The organism is Paenarthrobacter histidinolovorans (assembly GCF_014647595.1).
Lineage (GTDB): Bacteria > Actinomycetota > Actinomycetes > Actinomycetales > Micrococcaceae > Arthrobacter > Arthrobacter histidinolovorans.
Genome location: NZ_BMPM01000009.1, coordinates 98,757 through 112,913, shown reverse-complemented (window position 1 = coordinate 112,913; position 14,157 = coordinate 98,757). Strand labels below are relative to the sequence as shown.

The window sequence follows — 14,157 nt, the reverse complement described above, 5'->3', positions numbered from 1 at the left end:
TCACGAACGGAGGGATCACAATGCTCACGGAAACCAAGGTCCAGGCATCACCGGACACAGCCGCCGCGCCGGACACGGCTGCAGCCTTACGCGGATCCCACCGTGCTGCTGGTGGCGTGGTCACCGTGTTGGTCCCGGCCCACAACGAATCCGCCGGCATCACCGAAACCCTCGTCTCTCTGAACAACCAGACCCATCGCCCGGACCGCGTGATCGTGGTGGCCGACAACTGCACAGACGACACCGAAGAGCTCGCACTGGCGCAGGGAGCCGAGGTCATCCGTACCGTGGGAAACAAGGACAAGAAGGCCGGGGCCTTGAACTTCGCCCTCAGCCAGCTGCTTCCTGATGCCGACCCCGAGGACCTCATCCTGGTCCAGGACGCCGACTCCCAGCTTGCCCTCGACTTCATTGGGAATGCCACCCAAAACCTGCTCGCCGACGAACTGCTCGGCGCAGTGGGCGGGGTCTTCAGCGGAGGTCCCGGAGGCGGCTTCGTAGGACACCTCCAACGCAACGAATATGCCCGCTACGCCAGGGACGTCAAACGCCTCCATGGCAAGTGCCTGGTTGTGACCGGGACGGCCGCACTTTTCCGCGTCAAGACACTGCGCGACGTCGCAGCTGCGCGCCTGGAGGGCACACTCCCTCCCGGAAACGGCAAGGGCGGCATCTACGATACGTCCGTCCTGACAGAGGATAACGAACTCTCCTTCGCCCTGCTGACACTGGGCTACCGAATCGCATCTCCATCCAACTGCACGCTGGTTACCGAAGTCATGCCCACGTGGCGTGAGCTGTGGGCCCAACGGCTCCGGTGGAAGCGGGGCGCGGTGGAGAACTGCGTGCAATACGGATGGACCAAAGTGACCAGGCCCTACTGGGGCCGCCAGTTCCTTTCCATGATCGGCGTCATCGTGACGCTGGCCTACTTTGGCTCCATCCTCTTCGCGCTCATCTCAGGGATGGGATTGAACCTCCAGCCCTTCTGGATTGCAGTCACCGGCATCTTCATCCTGGAACGCATTGTCACAGTGCGGTTCCGGGGATGGAGGTACATGCTGCTGGCCGCAACCATGTACGAAACAGTGATCGACATCTTCCTCCAGGCTGTGCACGCAAAGGCCTACCTGGATGCAGCACTCAACCGCAAGAAAGTTTGGTAAACCCCGTGTACAACAACCCCGTCAGTCCCCTCGGTGGAGCAGCCGCAGCAGGAATGGGATCCGGAACCCTTGCCATGACCGGCGCAGGCGACCTGTTCTGGTTCGCCCTGGCCGCCTTCGCCATGTTGGCACTGGGGCTCGCGATCAAGAGGATCGTTCCCGTCCGCGCGCAGAAGAACCTGCCGTCCTAGGGAATGATCGCTGTTCCTGCCGAAACCTTGGAAACCGTGGTGTAGCCGGCTTTGGTTCCGGTGACCCGGACGCTCATGGTGTCCGCCTGATCGGCGCTCACAAGCTTGTAGGTCTTGGACGTCGCTCCGGCAATCACCGCCCCGGAGCGGTACCACTGGTACGTCAGAGCTGTACCGGAAGTCCACGTTCCGGGGTTTGCAGTCAGAGTGGAACCAACCGTGAGCGTGCCCGTGATGGTCGGAGTCGGAGCCACCAAGGTTCCGGCCACCACTGCCGCCGTTGGGGCGGACTCCTTGGTGGCTGAGGCGTAACCCGTCAGGCTTCCCGTCACCCGGACTGTCAGGCTGGCCCCCTGGTCCCCGGCTGCCAGGACGCGGGTGGGTCCTGTTGCTCCTGAAATTGCCGTACCGTTCTTGAACCATTGATACGTCAGGGAAGTTCCGGCTGGCCACGTCCCCGGCACGGCTGTAAGCGTTGAGCCCACTGCTGCTGTGCCGGTGATGGTCGGAACCGGACCGGTGAGCTGGTTCGCCGGGACAAAGGAGAAATCCCTGATGGTGACAGATTCCGGCGCAACATGTGCAGCGTCTCCGCCTCCACCGCCCGTTACCCACAGGTTGAAGTGAATCTGTTCCTTGGCGGGAGTGGGAACATTGGAACCCTCCAGGACTGTCCTCTTCAGGAGCGGCCCGTCATAGCCCTCCCCGGCAAACGTCTCAAAAGTCAGCTTGCCCGGCTCCCAAACCATACGGTGGGTGAGGATTGGCGCACTCGTGACGTCGAAAGTGACCGTGTTGTTGCCTTGGCCCGGCGGCAAAGTGGCATCGAACCAGTACCCGTGGCCCTGGGTTACCGGCCAGCTTTCGCCATACGCGGCACCCCCGCCCCACGCTGACGCTTCACAGAGGTCGATCTCGGTGTAGCCAGGCACCGCATTGGGGTCATAAGTGAAAAGGCAGCCCCACACCACTTCCTTTTGGAGCGAGCTGACGTCCTTCTCCACAGTGGTGCTGTACGTGCCATAGCCGAAACCTTCACGGGTGGACTGGAACTCTGCACCCTTGGGCGCAGTCCCCGTGGGATTGGTGAGGGATAGTTTTACATATCCATTGGCATCCGGGTTGCTGACGTTATTGGCATCCCAGCTCGCGTTGTACATGGGTGCCCCACCCCAGAAACGCTTTTGCCAGTTGAACCCCTTCCACGCAAAACTCCCCACCGGGCCGGGATCATCGGCCATGGGTGTTGTGTCCGCCGCATGCGCCGGCCCTGTTCCCGCAAACATGGATAAGGCAACTGCCGCAATCACAGCTACCCCCATTGCTTTTCGTCCCCCACGTGGCAGTTGCCTCACTGATAATGCCATGACTGTTTCCTCCTGCTGATGCGCCCAGAATGCCAGCGGCTGGTCCCGCTGGCCGCAATACGTTCCACCCCCGGAGAACGTACAACTCCTCGATTATCGAGTAGCCATGGCCTGGCGGGAAGCGAAATTGGTACCCAGGATTCAGGAATTAACATCGATTGGATAACGGCGGTGCCTGGCGGCGTAGCCTTGAAGTGTTTCATGAAGATTGTTGAACACCTTGGCCCGGGAGGCACCATCACTATCCGCAGCGCAGGCATCCTCCTATACCGGCGAAACACGGCCGGACAATTGGAGCTATGGATAGCCCACATGGGTGGGCCCTTTTGGGCCAGGAAAGATCAGCATGCGTGGTCAATTCCCAAGGGTGAATTCTCCGACGACGAAGACGCCTTGGTTGCCGCGCGACGTGAATTTACAGAAGAAATCGGCACTCCGCCTCCATTGGTGGACTACGCGTTGTTGGGCACATTCCGGCAGCCCTCGGGCAAGATCATTACTGCGTTCACTGCGGAAGCCCCTGACTTTCAGCCGGAGGAAATTCTCAGCAACACCTTTCCCATGGAATGGCCCAAGGGATCCGGCGCCATCAAAGATTTCCCGGAGATCGACGACGCCCAGTGGCTTGAGGAAACCTTGGCCCGGACCAAGCTCGTCAAAGGGCAGCTGCCCATCGTCGATGCACTGGTACAAAGGCTTGCCGGGGAATCCGTCTAGGGCCTGGCTGCTCCTGCGCCTAGCTGCTCCTGCGCTCAATGAACTCCCGGATCCACTCGATGGTCTCCGGATGGTCCAGATGCAGCCCATGTCCCGCACCAGGTACCCGGACGAGGACCGAACGGGCAATGTGCTGGCGGAGCAGCAGGGCGTTGGGCAACGGAGTCAGCCTGTCTTCGGTGCCGTGGAGGATCAGGGTGGGAGCGGTGATCCCGCCGAGTTCGCTCCAGGCGTCGTGCTCCCGGCTGGCCCGGAAATGACGCGCCTTGGCCCACGCCGACGCACGGGAACTGAAGAAAGTGTGCGTCGCATCGGGATTGTTCCGGACCCATTCGGCGTCGAAAAAGAGCGGCTCCAGGCGGGAAGTGTCGCCACTGACCAGGGCGTCCAGCGCGGTTTTGTCCGGGCCGGCTGCGCTGTCAGGCAATTTCCCGCCACTCGTTGCCGCCAGGATCAAGGTCCGGACTTTCCGCGGATAGTCGATGGCCAGCCATTGCCCAATGCGCCCGCCCATCGAATGACCGTACACGTGTGCTGAATCCACGTCGGCAGCGCTGAGGACGGCCGCAGCGTCCTGCGCAAGAAGGCGTGTGGTGTAGCGGTCAGCTTCGCCCTTTCCACTCCGGCCAATCCCCCGGTGATCAAAGCGGATGACGCGGCAAGAGCGGGACAGAAGTTCCGCCGTCGGGCCCCAACCATCCATGGCTGTCGCCTGTCCGGCGATGAGCAGCATGGGCTCACCTTCGCCGGCCTCGGTCCAGGCAAGTTCAGCGCCGTCGGAGGCTTCGGCAAAGTTCACCGTGCCACCTTATCCCTGCTGCGCCCGAGGCGCTGCGGCCTGGGACACACAGCGACCCGGCGCACCCCTGCGCTCCCGGCCAACCCGGGCTAGCGTTGAGGCATGACTGACTACAGGTACGACGTCGAAGTGCTGCACCTTTTAGTGTCGCCGGCGCACGCCTACTTTGGCCGCGCGCGCGAAGGTGCCGCCGATGTTCCAACAACCGATGCCGATCAAGCCGAGCTGGTTGCCGGCAAAGGAATTGTTGGGGACAGGTTCTTCGGCAAGGCCGCCCATATGGACGCCGCAGTGACGGTGTTCGCCGTTGAGGCGCTGGAAGCCATCGCCGCGGAGCTCGACGCCGGGCCTTTCGATCCACTGCTGACGCGCCGGAACGTCGTGCTGCGGGGAGTGGAACTGGCTCCTTTGCTTGGCCACGAGTTCACGCTGGAGTCAGGCGGAGATGTGGTGCGGCTGAAGGCCGGCCGGCCCGCTCACCCCTGTGCGTGGATGGATGAAATGCTCGCTCCGGGTGCCCACAAGGCGATGCGCGGACGTGGCGGCGTGCGGTGCCAGGTGATCTCTGGCGGATTGCTCCATCGCGGACCAGCTGTGTTATCCAGCCCGGTGCCGCTCGACCCCGGCAAGGCGGGCGAACCGAACGTGCTCCGGCCGTCGCGGTTACCGTAGTAGGCACGTGCGCGTGGCCTTCCCCACCCACTTTGGCCGCAGCTTGATCCGAAAACAACCGAATAGGGTTGAAATATGGCGTTCCGGAGTTCAAAGAGGGTGGTGAAGGTACCTCCCAGGAAATCAGGCCCGCCGTCGTTCCCGAAGCCTCCGAACAAACCAGGGGTTCAGGCCTCCGCCACCGGCGCCGCGAACTGTGCCTCGTACAGCCGGGCATACGCCCCGCCAGCTGAAAGCAGCTCCGCGTGATTCCCCTGCTCCACGATCTGCCCGTCCTCCATCACCAGGATCAGGTCGGCGTCGCGGATGGTGGAGAGCCGGTGGGCAATCACGAAGCTCGTCCGGTCCGAGCGGAGCGCGTTCATGGCTTTCTGCACCAGCACCTCGGTCCGGGTATCCACGGAGCTTGTGGCTTCGTCCAGGATCAACACCGAAGGCCGGGACAGGAAGGCCCTGGCGATGGTCAGCAGTTGCTTCTCCCCGGCTGAGACATTGCCGCCTTCGTCGTCGAGTACGGTGTCGTAGCCCTCGGGCAGCGAACGCACGAACCTGTCTACATAGGTAGCCTGTGCGGCCTCCATGATCTCCGCCTCCGAAGCCAAAGGCCGGCCATAGGCGATGTTGTCCCGGATGGTGCCGCCGAAAAGCCACGTGTCCTGGAGGACCATGCCCATCCGCGAGCGCAACTCCTGCCGCGAGATGGAGGCGATGTCCACGCCGTCGAGCGTTATCCGCCCGGAGTCCAGCTCATAGAAGCGCATCATCAGGTTCACCAGGGTGGTTTTGCCGGCACCCGTGGGACCCACGATTGCGATGCTCTGGCCGGGTTCTGCCACCAGGCTGAGGTCGGTGATCAGGGGCTTGTCCGGGGAGTAGCGGAAGGAGACGTTATCGAACACCAGGCGTCCACGCCCGGCCGGGGCACCGGAAGGAGCGGGTTCGGGTGACTCTTCTTCCTCGTCCAGGAGGTCGAACACACGCTCGGCGGAGGCAACACCGGATTGCAGCATGTTCGCCATGGATCCGAGCTGCGCCAGAGGCATGGTGAATTGCCGCGAGTACTGGATGAACGCCTGCACATCGCCCAACTGCATGGAACCGGCGGCCACCTGCAGACCGCCAACTACGGCAATGCCCACGTACACCAGGTTTCCGATGAAGGTCATGGCCGGCATGATCAGACCGCTGACGAACTGTGCTCCGAAGCTTGCCTGATACAGCTCAGTGTTCTTGGCGCGGAACTTCTCCTGGACCTCGTTCTGCCGACCGAAGACCTTCACCAGGGCGTGCCCGGTGTAGGTCTCTTCGATCTGGCCGTTGAGCTCACCGGTGTTCTTCCATTGGGCCACGAACAGCTTCTGCGACCTCTTGGCAATAAGCAACGTGGTCCCCAGCGTCAGCGGAATGGTGACCAAGGCGATCAGTGCCAGCAGGGGCGAGAGCAGGAACATCATTACCAGCACGCCCAGTACGGTCAGCAGGGAGGAGACCACCTGGCTGATGGACTGTTGCAGGCTTTGGGAAATGTTATCGACATCGTTGGTTACCCGGCTCAGCAGTTCACCGCGCTGGATGGAATCGAAGTAGCGCAGGGGCAGTCGGTGGATTTTGGCCTCGATGCGCTGGCGGAGGCGGTACACGGTCCGCTGGACCACCCCGTTGAGGACGTAGGCCTGCATCCACCCGAAGGCTGAAGCAAGGACGTACAGGGCCAATGCCCACAGCAGCACCGAGGACAGGGCGGCAAAGTCGATTCCGACGCCGGGCGTGAGGTTCATGGCGCCCAGCATGTCGGCTTTGCTGTTCTCGCCTGAGGCCCGCAGGCCCGCGATGACCTGCTCTTTGGACACCCCGGCGGGCAGCTGCTTGGACACGATCCCTGCGAAGATCAGGTTGGTCCCTTCACCCAACAACCGGGGACCGATTACGGACAGCGCAACACTGGCCACGGCGAAGACCAGCACCAGGGCCAGCCAGAGCCTTTCCGGCTGCAGGGTCCCCAGGAGCCTGCGGGCCGAAGCCTTGAAGTTGGAGGCTTTCTCTGCCGGGATGTTCATTCCAGCGAAAGGGCCTCCCCGGCCCGGGCCCATTCCCGGGCGCTGGGGGCCACGACCGCCGGCTGTAGCAGTGGACGTGCTCATGCTGCCTCCTCCGCTGCCAGCTGGGACGAGACGATTTCCCTGTATGTTTCGGATGTCTCCAACAATTCTTCGTGCGTTCCCTGCCCAACGATCCTGCCGTCGTCGAGGACCAGGATCCGGTCTGCGTCGGCGATGCTGGACACGCGCTGGGCGATGATCACCAAGGTGGCACCGTTGGTATGGCGTTTGAGGGCCTGCCGGAGCCTGGCGTCGGTGGCGGTATCCAAGGATGAGAAGGAGTCATCAAAGATGTAGAGCTCCGGCTGCTTCACCAAGGCCCGCGCAATGGCGAGCCGTTGACGCTGCCCGCCGGAAACGTTGGTGCCGCCCTGGGAGATGGCCGCATCCAGGCCCCCTTCCATGCCGCGGACGAAGTCGTCCGCCTGGGCCACGCGCAGCGCTTGCCACAGTTCGTCCTCGGTGGCGTCCGGTTTGCCGTATTGCAGGTTGCTGCGGACCGTGCCGGAGAACAGGTACGGCCTCTGCGGAACCAAGCCAATGTGGCCCCATAGCAGGTCCGGGTGGAGATCGCGGACATCCACGCCGTCCATTCGGACGGACCCGGACGTGGCGTCGAACAGCCTCGGCATGAGGTTCACCAACGTGGTCTTCCCGGCTCCGGTGCTGCCGATGATCGCAGTGGTCTCGCCCGCCCGGGCAGTGAATGTCAGCCCACTCAGCACAGGCCGTTCGGCACCCGGGTAGGCGAATCCGACGTCGCGCATTTCCAACTCGCCGCGGCGGATGCCGCCAGTAACAGGGTTCGACGGCGGCCGGACACTTGAGTCGGTCTCCAGCACCTCGCCGATGCGGTCGGCGGAAACCGACGCGCGCGGGATCATCACTGCCATGAACGTGGCCATCATGACGGACATGAGGATCTGCATAAGGTAGCTCAGGAACGCGATCAGGGTGCCCACTTGCATGGAGCCGTCCTCGATCCGGAAGGAGCCGAACCAGATCACCGCCACGCTGGAGACATTCATGACCAGCATGACCACAGGGAACATGAGCGCCATCAAACGGCCGGCCCGCAGCGCGACGTCGGTGACGTCGTCGTTCGCTTTGCCGAAGCGGGACACTTCCATGTCTTCACGAACGAACGCCCGCACCACCCGGATGCCGGTGAGCTGCTCGCGCAGCACCCTGTTCACGGCGTCGATCCGGACCTGCATTTTGCGGAACAGCGGCACCATGCGCGTCACGATCAGCCCGACGGCAACCAACAGCACGGGCACGCACACGGCAATCAGCCAGGACAGTTGCGCGTCCTGTCGCACGGCCATGATCACGCCGCCGATGCTCAGCATCGGCGCCGCGACCATGAGCGTGCAGGACATGAGGACCAGCTGCTGCACTTGCTGGACATCGTTGGTGGACCGGGTGATCAAGGATGGAGCACCAAACCTGGTGACTTCCTGTTCCGAGAATTCGCCTACCCGGCTGAAGATGGCATCGCGGACATCGCGGCCCATACCCATGGCCGCCTTGGCGCCGAAGTACACGGCAACCACGGAACAGGAGATCTGCAGAAGCGTAATCAGCAGCATCAGGCCGCCCATGCGCAGAATGTAGTCGGTGTCCCCGGCTGCTACGCCGTTATCGATGATGTCGGCATTGAGCGTCGGCAGGTATAGGGACGCAATCGACTGCGCCAACTGAAAAATGACGACGCCCACCAGCAGTCGCTGATGCGGCCGCAGGAAGCGAACCAGTACCTTCCAGAGCATGCTGTCTCCGAGCTTTCGAAGTGAAACCGAAGGCCAGTTTACGTCTGGTTGCTGTGGGCAACTAGAGGGAATCCGCGCAGTCTCCCTACTTCCCGGTAAGCAGCTTCAACGCCGTGGCGCTGCCCTTCAGGTACTTGCGTTCCGTGGCGTCTGAAACGGCGGATTCCCGGGCATGCAGCACGCCGTAGGTGAAGGCTGCGCTGCCAAGTCCGGCCGTCGAACCAAGGGCCAGCAACTCTTCGCGCACCAACACGCTGTCCTGATGGGTGCCCAGGATGGATTGGATTTTGTGCGCAGCCTTGCCAAGCTTCGCGGCACGCCTGCCGTGGACGCGTTCTGCGGCCGCCGCTGCGAAACGCAGCTTCTTGGCTGACTTGCGTACGCGGTGCAGGGCTTCGTCGCGTGAGTGCCCGACGGCGGCGGCCACCGCCGCGTCGTGGCGTTTACGCAGCCGCTTCACGGCTTTGTTGACGAGCTTCGCGGTAGTCTTCCTTGCCGGTGCGCTTCCCTTCGTCGTCAGGGAAGGCGACTCGATGAATGCTTCGAGGTCGTCGAGGAGGCGGAAGTATGCCGGGCTGGTCAGACGGGTCCGGATGCCGGCCATGGCGGTATCGGCCCGGAGCACCATCCGCTGTTCAAGCTCGTCGTGGAGTGGGCCCAGGATCACGTGGTCAGGCAGCTCATCAAGGGCATTCCGGAGGCGCGCATGCAGGACTTCGGTGTCGCGGTACCGCCCCAGGGTCTCCGCAAGGGACTTCAGCCCGCGTTCAAGGTCATCAATGGGCCCGGCGGCGAACAGCGGACGATAACTGTGCAGCACAGAACGTATCCGCCGGGTGTAGGCCCGCAGCTGGTGAACCGAATCGTCACGGCCCAGCCGCACGTGGGCGTCCTGGAGAAACAGGCCGGTGAGCTGCGTCTGCAGGTAGCTGAGTATGGGGTCCGCTGCCCTTTTCTTGCCTGCGCCTTTGGTGGTGTCCGGTTTCCGGCCGGCATTTCCGGGGGCCGGCCATTCGCCGCCCAGCGCGGTGGCCAGTTTGGAGCTTCGGCGGCTGGGAGTGGCACCCGCAGCGGACAGCTGGCGGGTCAGGGTAGCCAACAGGCCGTCACCGGTTCCGTCGGAGGCCGCCAGTTCCACCTCCCATTCCCGCCATTCGAGCCGGCGGCCGTCCCCCACAGTTACCTGGGCCTGGACTCGGTCGTCCACGAAGTCGGCCAAACGCCCGCCCTGGTTTCCGTACAAGGCGTAGCTCACACGATCCGTGTGCAGGGTGGCCACTGCCAGGACGGCATGCGCCCGCGTGTAGGCAAGCACCCTGTCCAGGAGCTCCACCGGAACGGTATCTGCGCTGCCCAAAGGAGCATGGATTTCGGTCCGTTTGCCGGGGCCGAGCGGCAGTTTGAGGTGCCAGCCGGCGTCGTGTCCTCCGGTGCGGCGGCGGAGGGTGATTCCGTGGCGTGCCAGGGAAAGCTGGCTGGTGTCGAAGTAGGTGGCTTCCAACGTGTGGCTTACCGGGTCACCGACTCTGCCCACGCCGTCGATGGCGTCCAGCTTCGGAAGCGGCGTGGACTCCAGTGCGTCGAATTTCTGTTCTGCCTCTACGCTGCTGGACGTTGCCATGGCCTTCAATACTCCCCTTCACGGTTACTCCAAGTATGCCGCGAGGGCCGGCCCGTGGATACGGGCGGCCCTCGCGTGAAGCCAAAACTTACAGGAGTGCTCCGCCTGCGTCGTCCACATCGCCTCCGGACACTGTCCCGCGCCAAGCGCCGGACTCGTGTCCTTGAGCTTCCATGAACTTCTTGAACTTGTCCAGGTCGGCACCCACCCGCAGTTCGTCCACGCCCAGCGCGGATCCGGCCTTTTCGGCGAGGCCTTCAGGCTCCCAGTCGATGGCCACATTGACGCGGGTGCGGGCATCTTCGAGGGGCACGAAGCTCACAGTGCCCGAGTTCCGTGGGCCGTCAACGCTTGTCCAGCTCACCAATGCGTCTGGAACCTGCTCGATGATCTGGGCGTTGTATTCGCGTTTGACGCCCCCCACGTTGGTGGAAAAGTGCAGGGCCGTGTCGTCGATCTGCTCCACGGACTCCACCCCGTTCATGAATTCCGGGAACGACTCGAACTGAGTCCATTGGTTGTACGCGACGGACACGGGCACGTCCACGTCAATTGACTTGTTCACCGTTGCCATGGGTCTTGCTCCTTCGATCTAGCCTCTGTTTCCAGATTCGGGATTTCCGGCGGCGCACCAACCGGCTGGCTGCTTAACCAGTGGCGCGCCAGTCTAAGCGCGCCAGCCAAAGCTCTTAGCCGGCGTCAAAACTTTCTTCGTCATCATCGTTCGGCGACTCTTCCTGGGGAAGGTCGTTTCCGCTGCCATCCGGCAGTTCCTCCGCATCGTCCGGCAGGGATGACTGCTCTGCGTGGGACTGTTCATCGATACCGCCAAAGCGCCCTGCGCCCGGCTCTCCGGAGCTGTCCGAGTCTTCCGGATCCAGGTGGCTGAGGTTCGGCGCGCCGGTACCCTCGCCCAGTGCGGCCTCGTCGATGTCTTCTTCAACGCGTGGCTGGGCCTGGCCACCGCCGGCTTCCTGCTCTGCCGTAGGAGTGCCGTAGCCTCCTACTTCCTCTTCGGGTGTCGCGTCCTGCTTGTCCATATGACTTGTCCTTTCCGATGCGGCGAACGTGATGATGGAACACTTCGAACCTATAAGGATGCTTAGTGGCATGTCCATGCTACGCCAAAATTATCAGTAAACTTAGCAATTCGCTTTTCGATGGTCTATCGTGTCAGCCGCGCATCGTATGCAGTGAAGCCGGACCGCAGCCGGACCCCCTCCGAACCCATCACCGCGATATCCTCCCACAGCACCAGGAATGAGCCCCTGTGCCGCCAACGGAGCAACTGCGCCACCGGCCAAGGTTGGCTGATTTCCTGCCGCTCATAGCCAAGAAACGACGACGCCGTCCGCGGACTCACCACGATTCCCACAAGCCTGGCTGGACTCAGAAGCTGGCCCGCTCCCGCGTCCAACGCGAACCGGACATCCGACACCTCGCCCAGCCGCTCACCAGCACCATCCAGCACATCGCTGCCCAGCATGTCGCTAAGGTTCATGGCTGCCTCCCGGGATCCGGGCAATGACATGGTTCCGCAGCCACCGCTCAACCCATGAGGCGTCCATCGAATCGGCCCGGACACCCAACGTCACCACCGTGTCCACACCCGCCACCACTTTCCACGGAATACGGATCAAACGGCTCGACGGCGGCCTGCCGCCGAAGATGCGGGTTCCCAGTACCGGCCCGGTGAGCAGGGCCGTGATCTGAGGCGGCGCCGTTCCTTCGGGAATCTCTTCATTGGGTTCGGGCCCGCTCAGTTCGATGTCGTCAACAGTGGTGACAGGGACGCCGTCGACGTCCAACATCTGCCGGTCCAGCAAGTGCAGCTGGGCGTCGAGCACAAGGCCCGCCGGCGAGGGCGCAGCGTGGAGTTGCCGCGGTTGGACACGCTTGCGTTCGCTCATGCTCCAGCTCCTGTGGCGATCATCAGTGGGATGGCCGCCAGGGAGGCAACCAGGATGACGAACAGGTAGATCACTCCGGCGATGTTCACCGCTCGATTATTGACGTGCTTGCCCATGTATTGCGGGTCATTGGCCACGATGAGTATTGGCAGGTAGGTCAACGGCAGGGCAATCGCCGAAAAAACCACGGAGTATTCAGTCACCAGGATGGGATCGACGCCCGTGGCCAGCACCGCCACCCCAGCCAGCAACACCACAATCATCGACACGTGGAACCGGGCTGCCTGGGCCGGCCGGCGGAACTTGCCCCACGACCAACCAAAGAACTGCGCCAGCGTGTAACCACTGGAAAGCGTCGTCTCCAAAGCGGCCCCGAACGTCGCTGCCACCACCCCCAGAATCAAGACAGCAAGCGCCAGCTGGCCCCCGGCCTGCGCCACCGGAAGCGCAACCTGGGACAACGAAGTGACGCTGATTCCGGCAGGAAGAAGAACGACGGCGGCGCACCCGGCGATCGCAATGGACAACAACCCGCCCAGCGGGAACCCGAGGAGGACATTGAGGCGGGACTGGGCCAGGTCCTTGATCTTCCAGCGTTCCTCCACTGCCCCCGAGGAGAAGAAGAACACCTCATACGGCGTCATGGCCGCCCCAAACAGGGCAATGGCGTAGTACCAGTACACACCGGCGCCCTCCTGCGCCGGAACGGACGGGGAAAACGCCTGCCCGGCCAGCGCACCCCAATCAGGTTTCAGGAGGAAAAGGGCGACGGCGAAGACCACCAAGGACAAGCCCACGAGCCCGGTGACGTTCTCCATGATGCTGAATTTCACCCGCCAAACCACCAGCCACACGGCCAGCAGGGCAAAGGGAACCCAGAGAATATAGGCCACCCCGCTGGCCAGTTGGAGGGCGAGGGCGATGCCGCCGATTTCGGCGGTTACGGTCATGACATTGATCAGGAAGGAGGCGCCCAGATTGGCCAATCCGGCGCGTGGTCCAAGGCGCTCCCGAATGACCTCAAAGGTGGCCCTGCCGGAAACTGCAGCCACCCTGCCGGACATGTTGGCGAAGAGACAGATGCCCACCACGCCCACCAACACCACCCATGCCAGGGACATGCCGAACCGTGAGCCCACCACCGCGTTGGTCACGAGGTCCCCGATGTCGACAAAGCCCCCGATCGCCGTCAGGATGCCAAGTGCAACACCGAGGAGCCGTTTCACTGGATGCCGGCCTTGGTCATCAGACTGTCCAGTTGCTCGGTGGCAGCGCGAAGTTCCCCTTGCACGGTGGAGAGCTGTGCTTTCCCTTGCCCGTCACTGGGACCGTTCGAAGATGAGGACAGGGCGTCCCGCGCGTGCAGGAGCGCCCTGGAAACGGAAGAGAAGGCAGCCAGGACATCGTTGCGGAGGGTGCGCTCCTCCTGCGTTTGCGCAGAGAGTGCGTGGACCTCTTTCGTGGCGGACTCCACGTCGCCCAGCATGTCGTCGGCTGCGGTGGAGGCGGCGGCCGCCGTCGTACTGTCCGAAATCCTGAGATCCACCGCAAGGCTAGCCGCGCGCACGGCCGATGAAACCTCCTCGGCCGGCCCTTTCAGGGCGTCGGCGGATGGCTGCTGCGAGCAGCCGGCCAGCACGCCGGCAACAACCACCAGAAGAGTAAGGACTACGTTCCGGAACCGCGGAGATTTACTCATGACGGCTTTGGAATCTCGCACCCACCCTGAGGGTTCATGCCCATGTAATTGAGTGGGCCGACAACAATATTCAAGGCAATGGTTGCCACCTGCGAGCATTGGGCGGGTGGGTCGCTGTAGTATCCCCGCTGCCCGGCGGCAACT

At 63.1% G+C, this 14,157-nt stretch carries 15 protein-coding genes; 4 read left to right on the top strand and 11 right to left on the bottom strand.

The window, feature by feature from the left end:
• Positions 1-20 precede the first annotated feature (20 nt).
• Entirely contained in the window at positions 21-1,166 is a 1,146-nt protein-coding gene (locus IEY62_RS18405) for a glycosyltransferase (protein WP_229785439.1), read from the top strand.
• 5 nt (positions 1,167-1,171) lie between these two features.
• Positions 1,172-1,357 (top strand): hypothetical protein, encoded by a 186-nt coding sequence (locus tag IEY62_RS18400; protein ID WP_189020586.1) that lies wholly within the window; start codon positions 1,172-1,174, stop codon positions 1,355-1,357.
• Here IEY62_RS18400 and IEY62_RS18395 read toward each other — a convergent pair.
• Positions 1,354-2,598 carry a hypothetical protein gene (locus tag IEY62_RS18395; protein ID WP_229785438.1) on the bottom strand — a complete coding sequence of 415 codons (1,245 nt, stop codon included), beginning with the start codon at positions 2,596-2,598 and terminating at the stop codon, positions 1,354-1,356. The two genes, IEY62_RS18400 and IEY62_RS18395, sit on opposite strands and share 4 nt — an antisense overlap.
• 363 nt (positions 2,599-2,961) lie before the next feature.
• Between IEY62_RS18395 and IEY62_RS18390 the strand changes: the two genes are divergently transcribed.
• Positions 2,962-3,441: an NUDIX domain-containing protein gene (locus IEY62_RS18390; RefSeq protein ID WP_189020719.1), complete on the top strand. Its 480-nt coding sequence runs from the start codon at positions 2,962-2,964 to the stop codon at positions 3,439-3,441.
• Positions 3,442-3,460: 19 nt separating this feature from the next.
• On the opposite strand, the gene IEY62_RS18385 is transcribed toward IEY62_RS18390, so the two are convergent.
• Entirely contained in the window at positions 3,461-4,240 is a 780-nt protein-coding gene (locus IEY62_RS18385; protein WP_189020582.1) for an alpha/beta fold hydrolase, read from the bottom strand.
• A gap of 102 nt (positions 4,241-4,342) precedes the next feature.
• Between IEY62_RS18385 and IEY62_RS18380 the strand changes: the two genes are divergently transcribed.
• The gene (locus tag IEY62_RS18380; protein ID WP_189020580.1) at positions 4,343-4,912 is read left to right on the top strand and encodes an MOSC domain-containing protein; all 570 of its coding nucleotides are present in this window, start codon (positions 4,343-4,345) and stop codon (positions 4,910-4,912) included.
• A gap of 167 nt (positions 4,913-5,079) precedes the next feature.
• On the opposite strand, the gene IEY62_RS18375 is transcribed toward IEY62_RS18380, so the two are convergent.
• The 9 genes from IEY62_RS18375 to IEY62_RS18335 all read right to left on the bottom strand — a co-directional run bounded on the left by IEY62_RS18375 (position 5,080) and on the right by IEY62_RS18335 (position 14,013).
• Positions 5,080-7,053, bottom strand: coding sequence for an ABC transporter ATP-binding protein (locus IEY62_RS18375; protein ID WP_308424494.1), 1,974 nt, complete (start codon positions 7,051-7,053; stop codon positions 5,080-5,082).
• Positions 7,050-8,783 (bottom strand): ABC transporter ATP-binding protein, encoded by a 1,734-nt coding sequence (locus tag IEY62_RS18370; protein WP_189020578.1) that lies wholly within the window; start codon positions 8,781-8,783, stop codon positions 7,050-7,052. Before IEY62_RS18370 ends, IEY62_RS18375 begins: the two co-directional genes overlap by 4 nt.
• Positions 8,784-8,868: 85 nt before the next feature.
• A complete protein-coding gene (locus IEY62_RS18365) occupies positions 8,869-10,404 on the bottom strand; it encodes a CYTH and CHAD domain-containing protein (protein WP_189020575.1) in 1,536 nt (511 codons plus the stop codon).
• A gap of 88 nt (positions 10,405-10,492) precedes the next feature.
• Positions 10,493-10,978: an SRPBCC family protein gene (locus IEY62_RS18360; protein WP_189020573.1), complete on the bottom strand. Its 486-nt coding sequence runs from the start codon at positions 10,976-10,978 to the stop codon at positions 10,493-10,495.
• A gap of 115 nt (positions 10,979-11,093) precedes the next feature.
• On the bottom strand, positions 11,094-11,444 hold the full coding sequence (locus IEY62_RS18355; RefSeq protein WP_229785437.1) for a hypothetical protein: 351 nt from the start codon (positions 11,442-11,444) through the stop codon (positions 11,094-11,096).
• A gap of 125 nt (positions 11,445-11,569) precedes the next feature.
• The gene (locus IEY62_RS18350; RefSeq protein WP_189020569.1) at positions 11,570-11,905 is read right to left on the bottom strand and encodes a PRC-barrel domain-containing protein; all 336 of its coding nucleotides are present in this window, start codon (positions 11,903-11,905) and stop codon (positions 11,570-11,572) included.
• Positions 11,895-12,314 (bottom strand): hypothetical protein, encoded by a 420-nt coding sequence (locus tag IEY62_RS18345; protein WP_189020566.1) that lies wholly within the window; start codon positions 12,312-12,314, stop codon positions 11,895-11,897. The genes IEY62_RS18350 and IEY62_RS18345 overlap by 11 nt, the downstream gene beginning before the upstream one ends.
• The gene (locus tag IEY62_RS18340) at positions 12,311-13,540 is read right to left on the bottom strand and encodes an NRAMP family divalent metal transporter (protein ID WP_189020564.1); all 1,230 of its coding nucleotides are present in this window, start codon (positions 13,538-13,540) and stop codon (positions 12,311-12,313) included. Before IEY62_RS18340 ends, IEY62_RS18345 begins: the two co-directional genes overlap by 4 nt.
• Entirely contained in the window at positions 13,537-14,013 is a 477-nt protein-coding gene (locus IEY62_RS18335; RefSeq protein WP_189020562.1) for a hypothetical protein, read from the bottom strand. Before IEY62_RS18335 ends, IEY62_RS18340 begins: the two co-directional genes overlap by 4 nt.
• Positions 14,014-14,157: the final 144 nt, after the last annotated feature.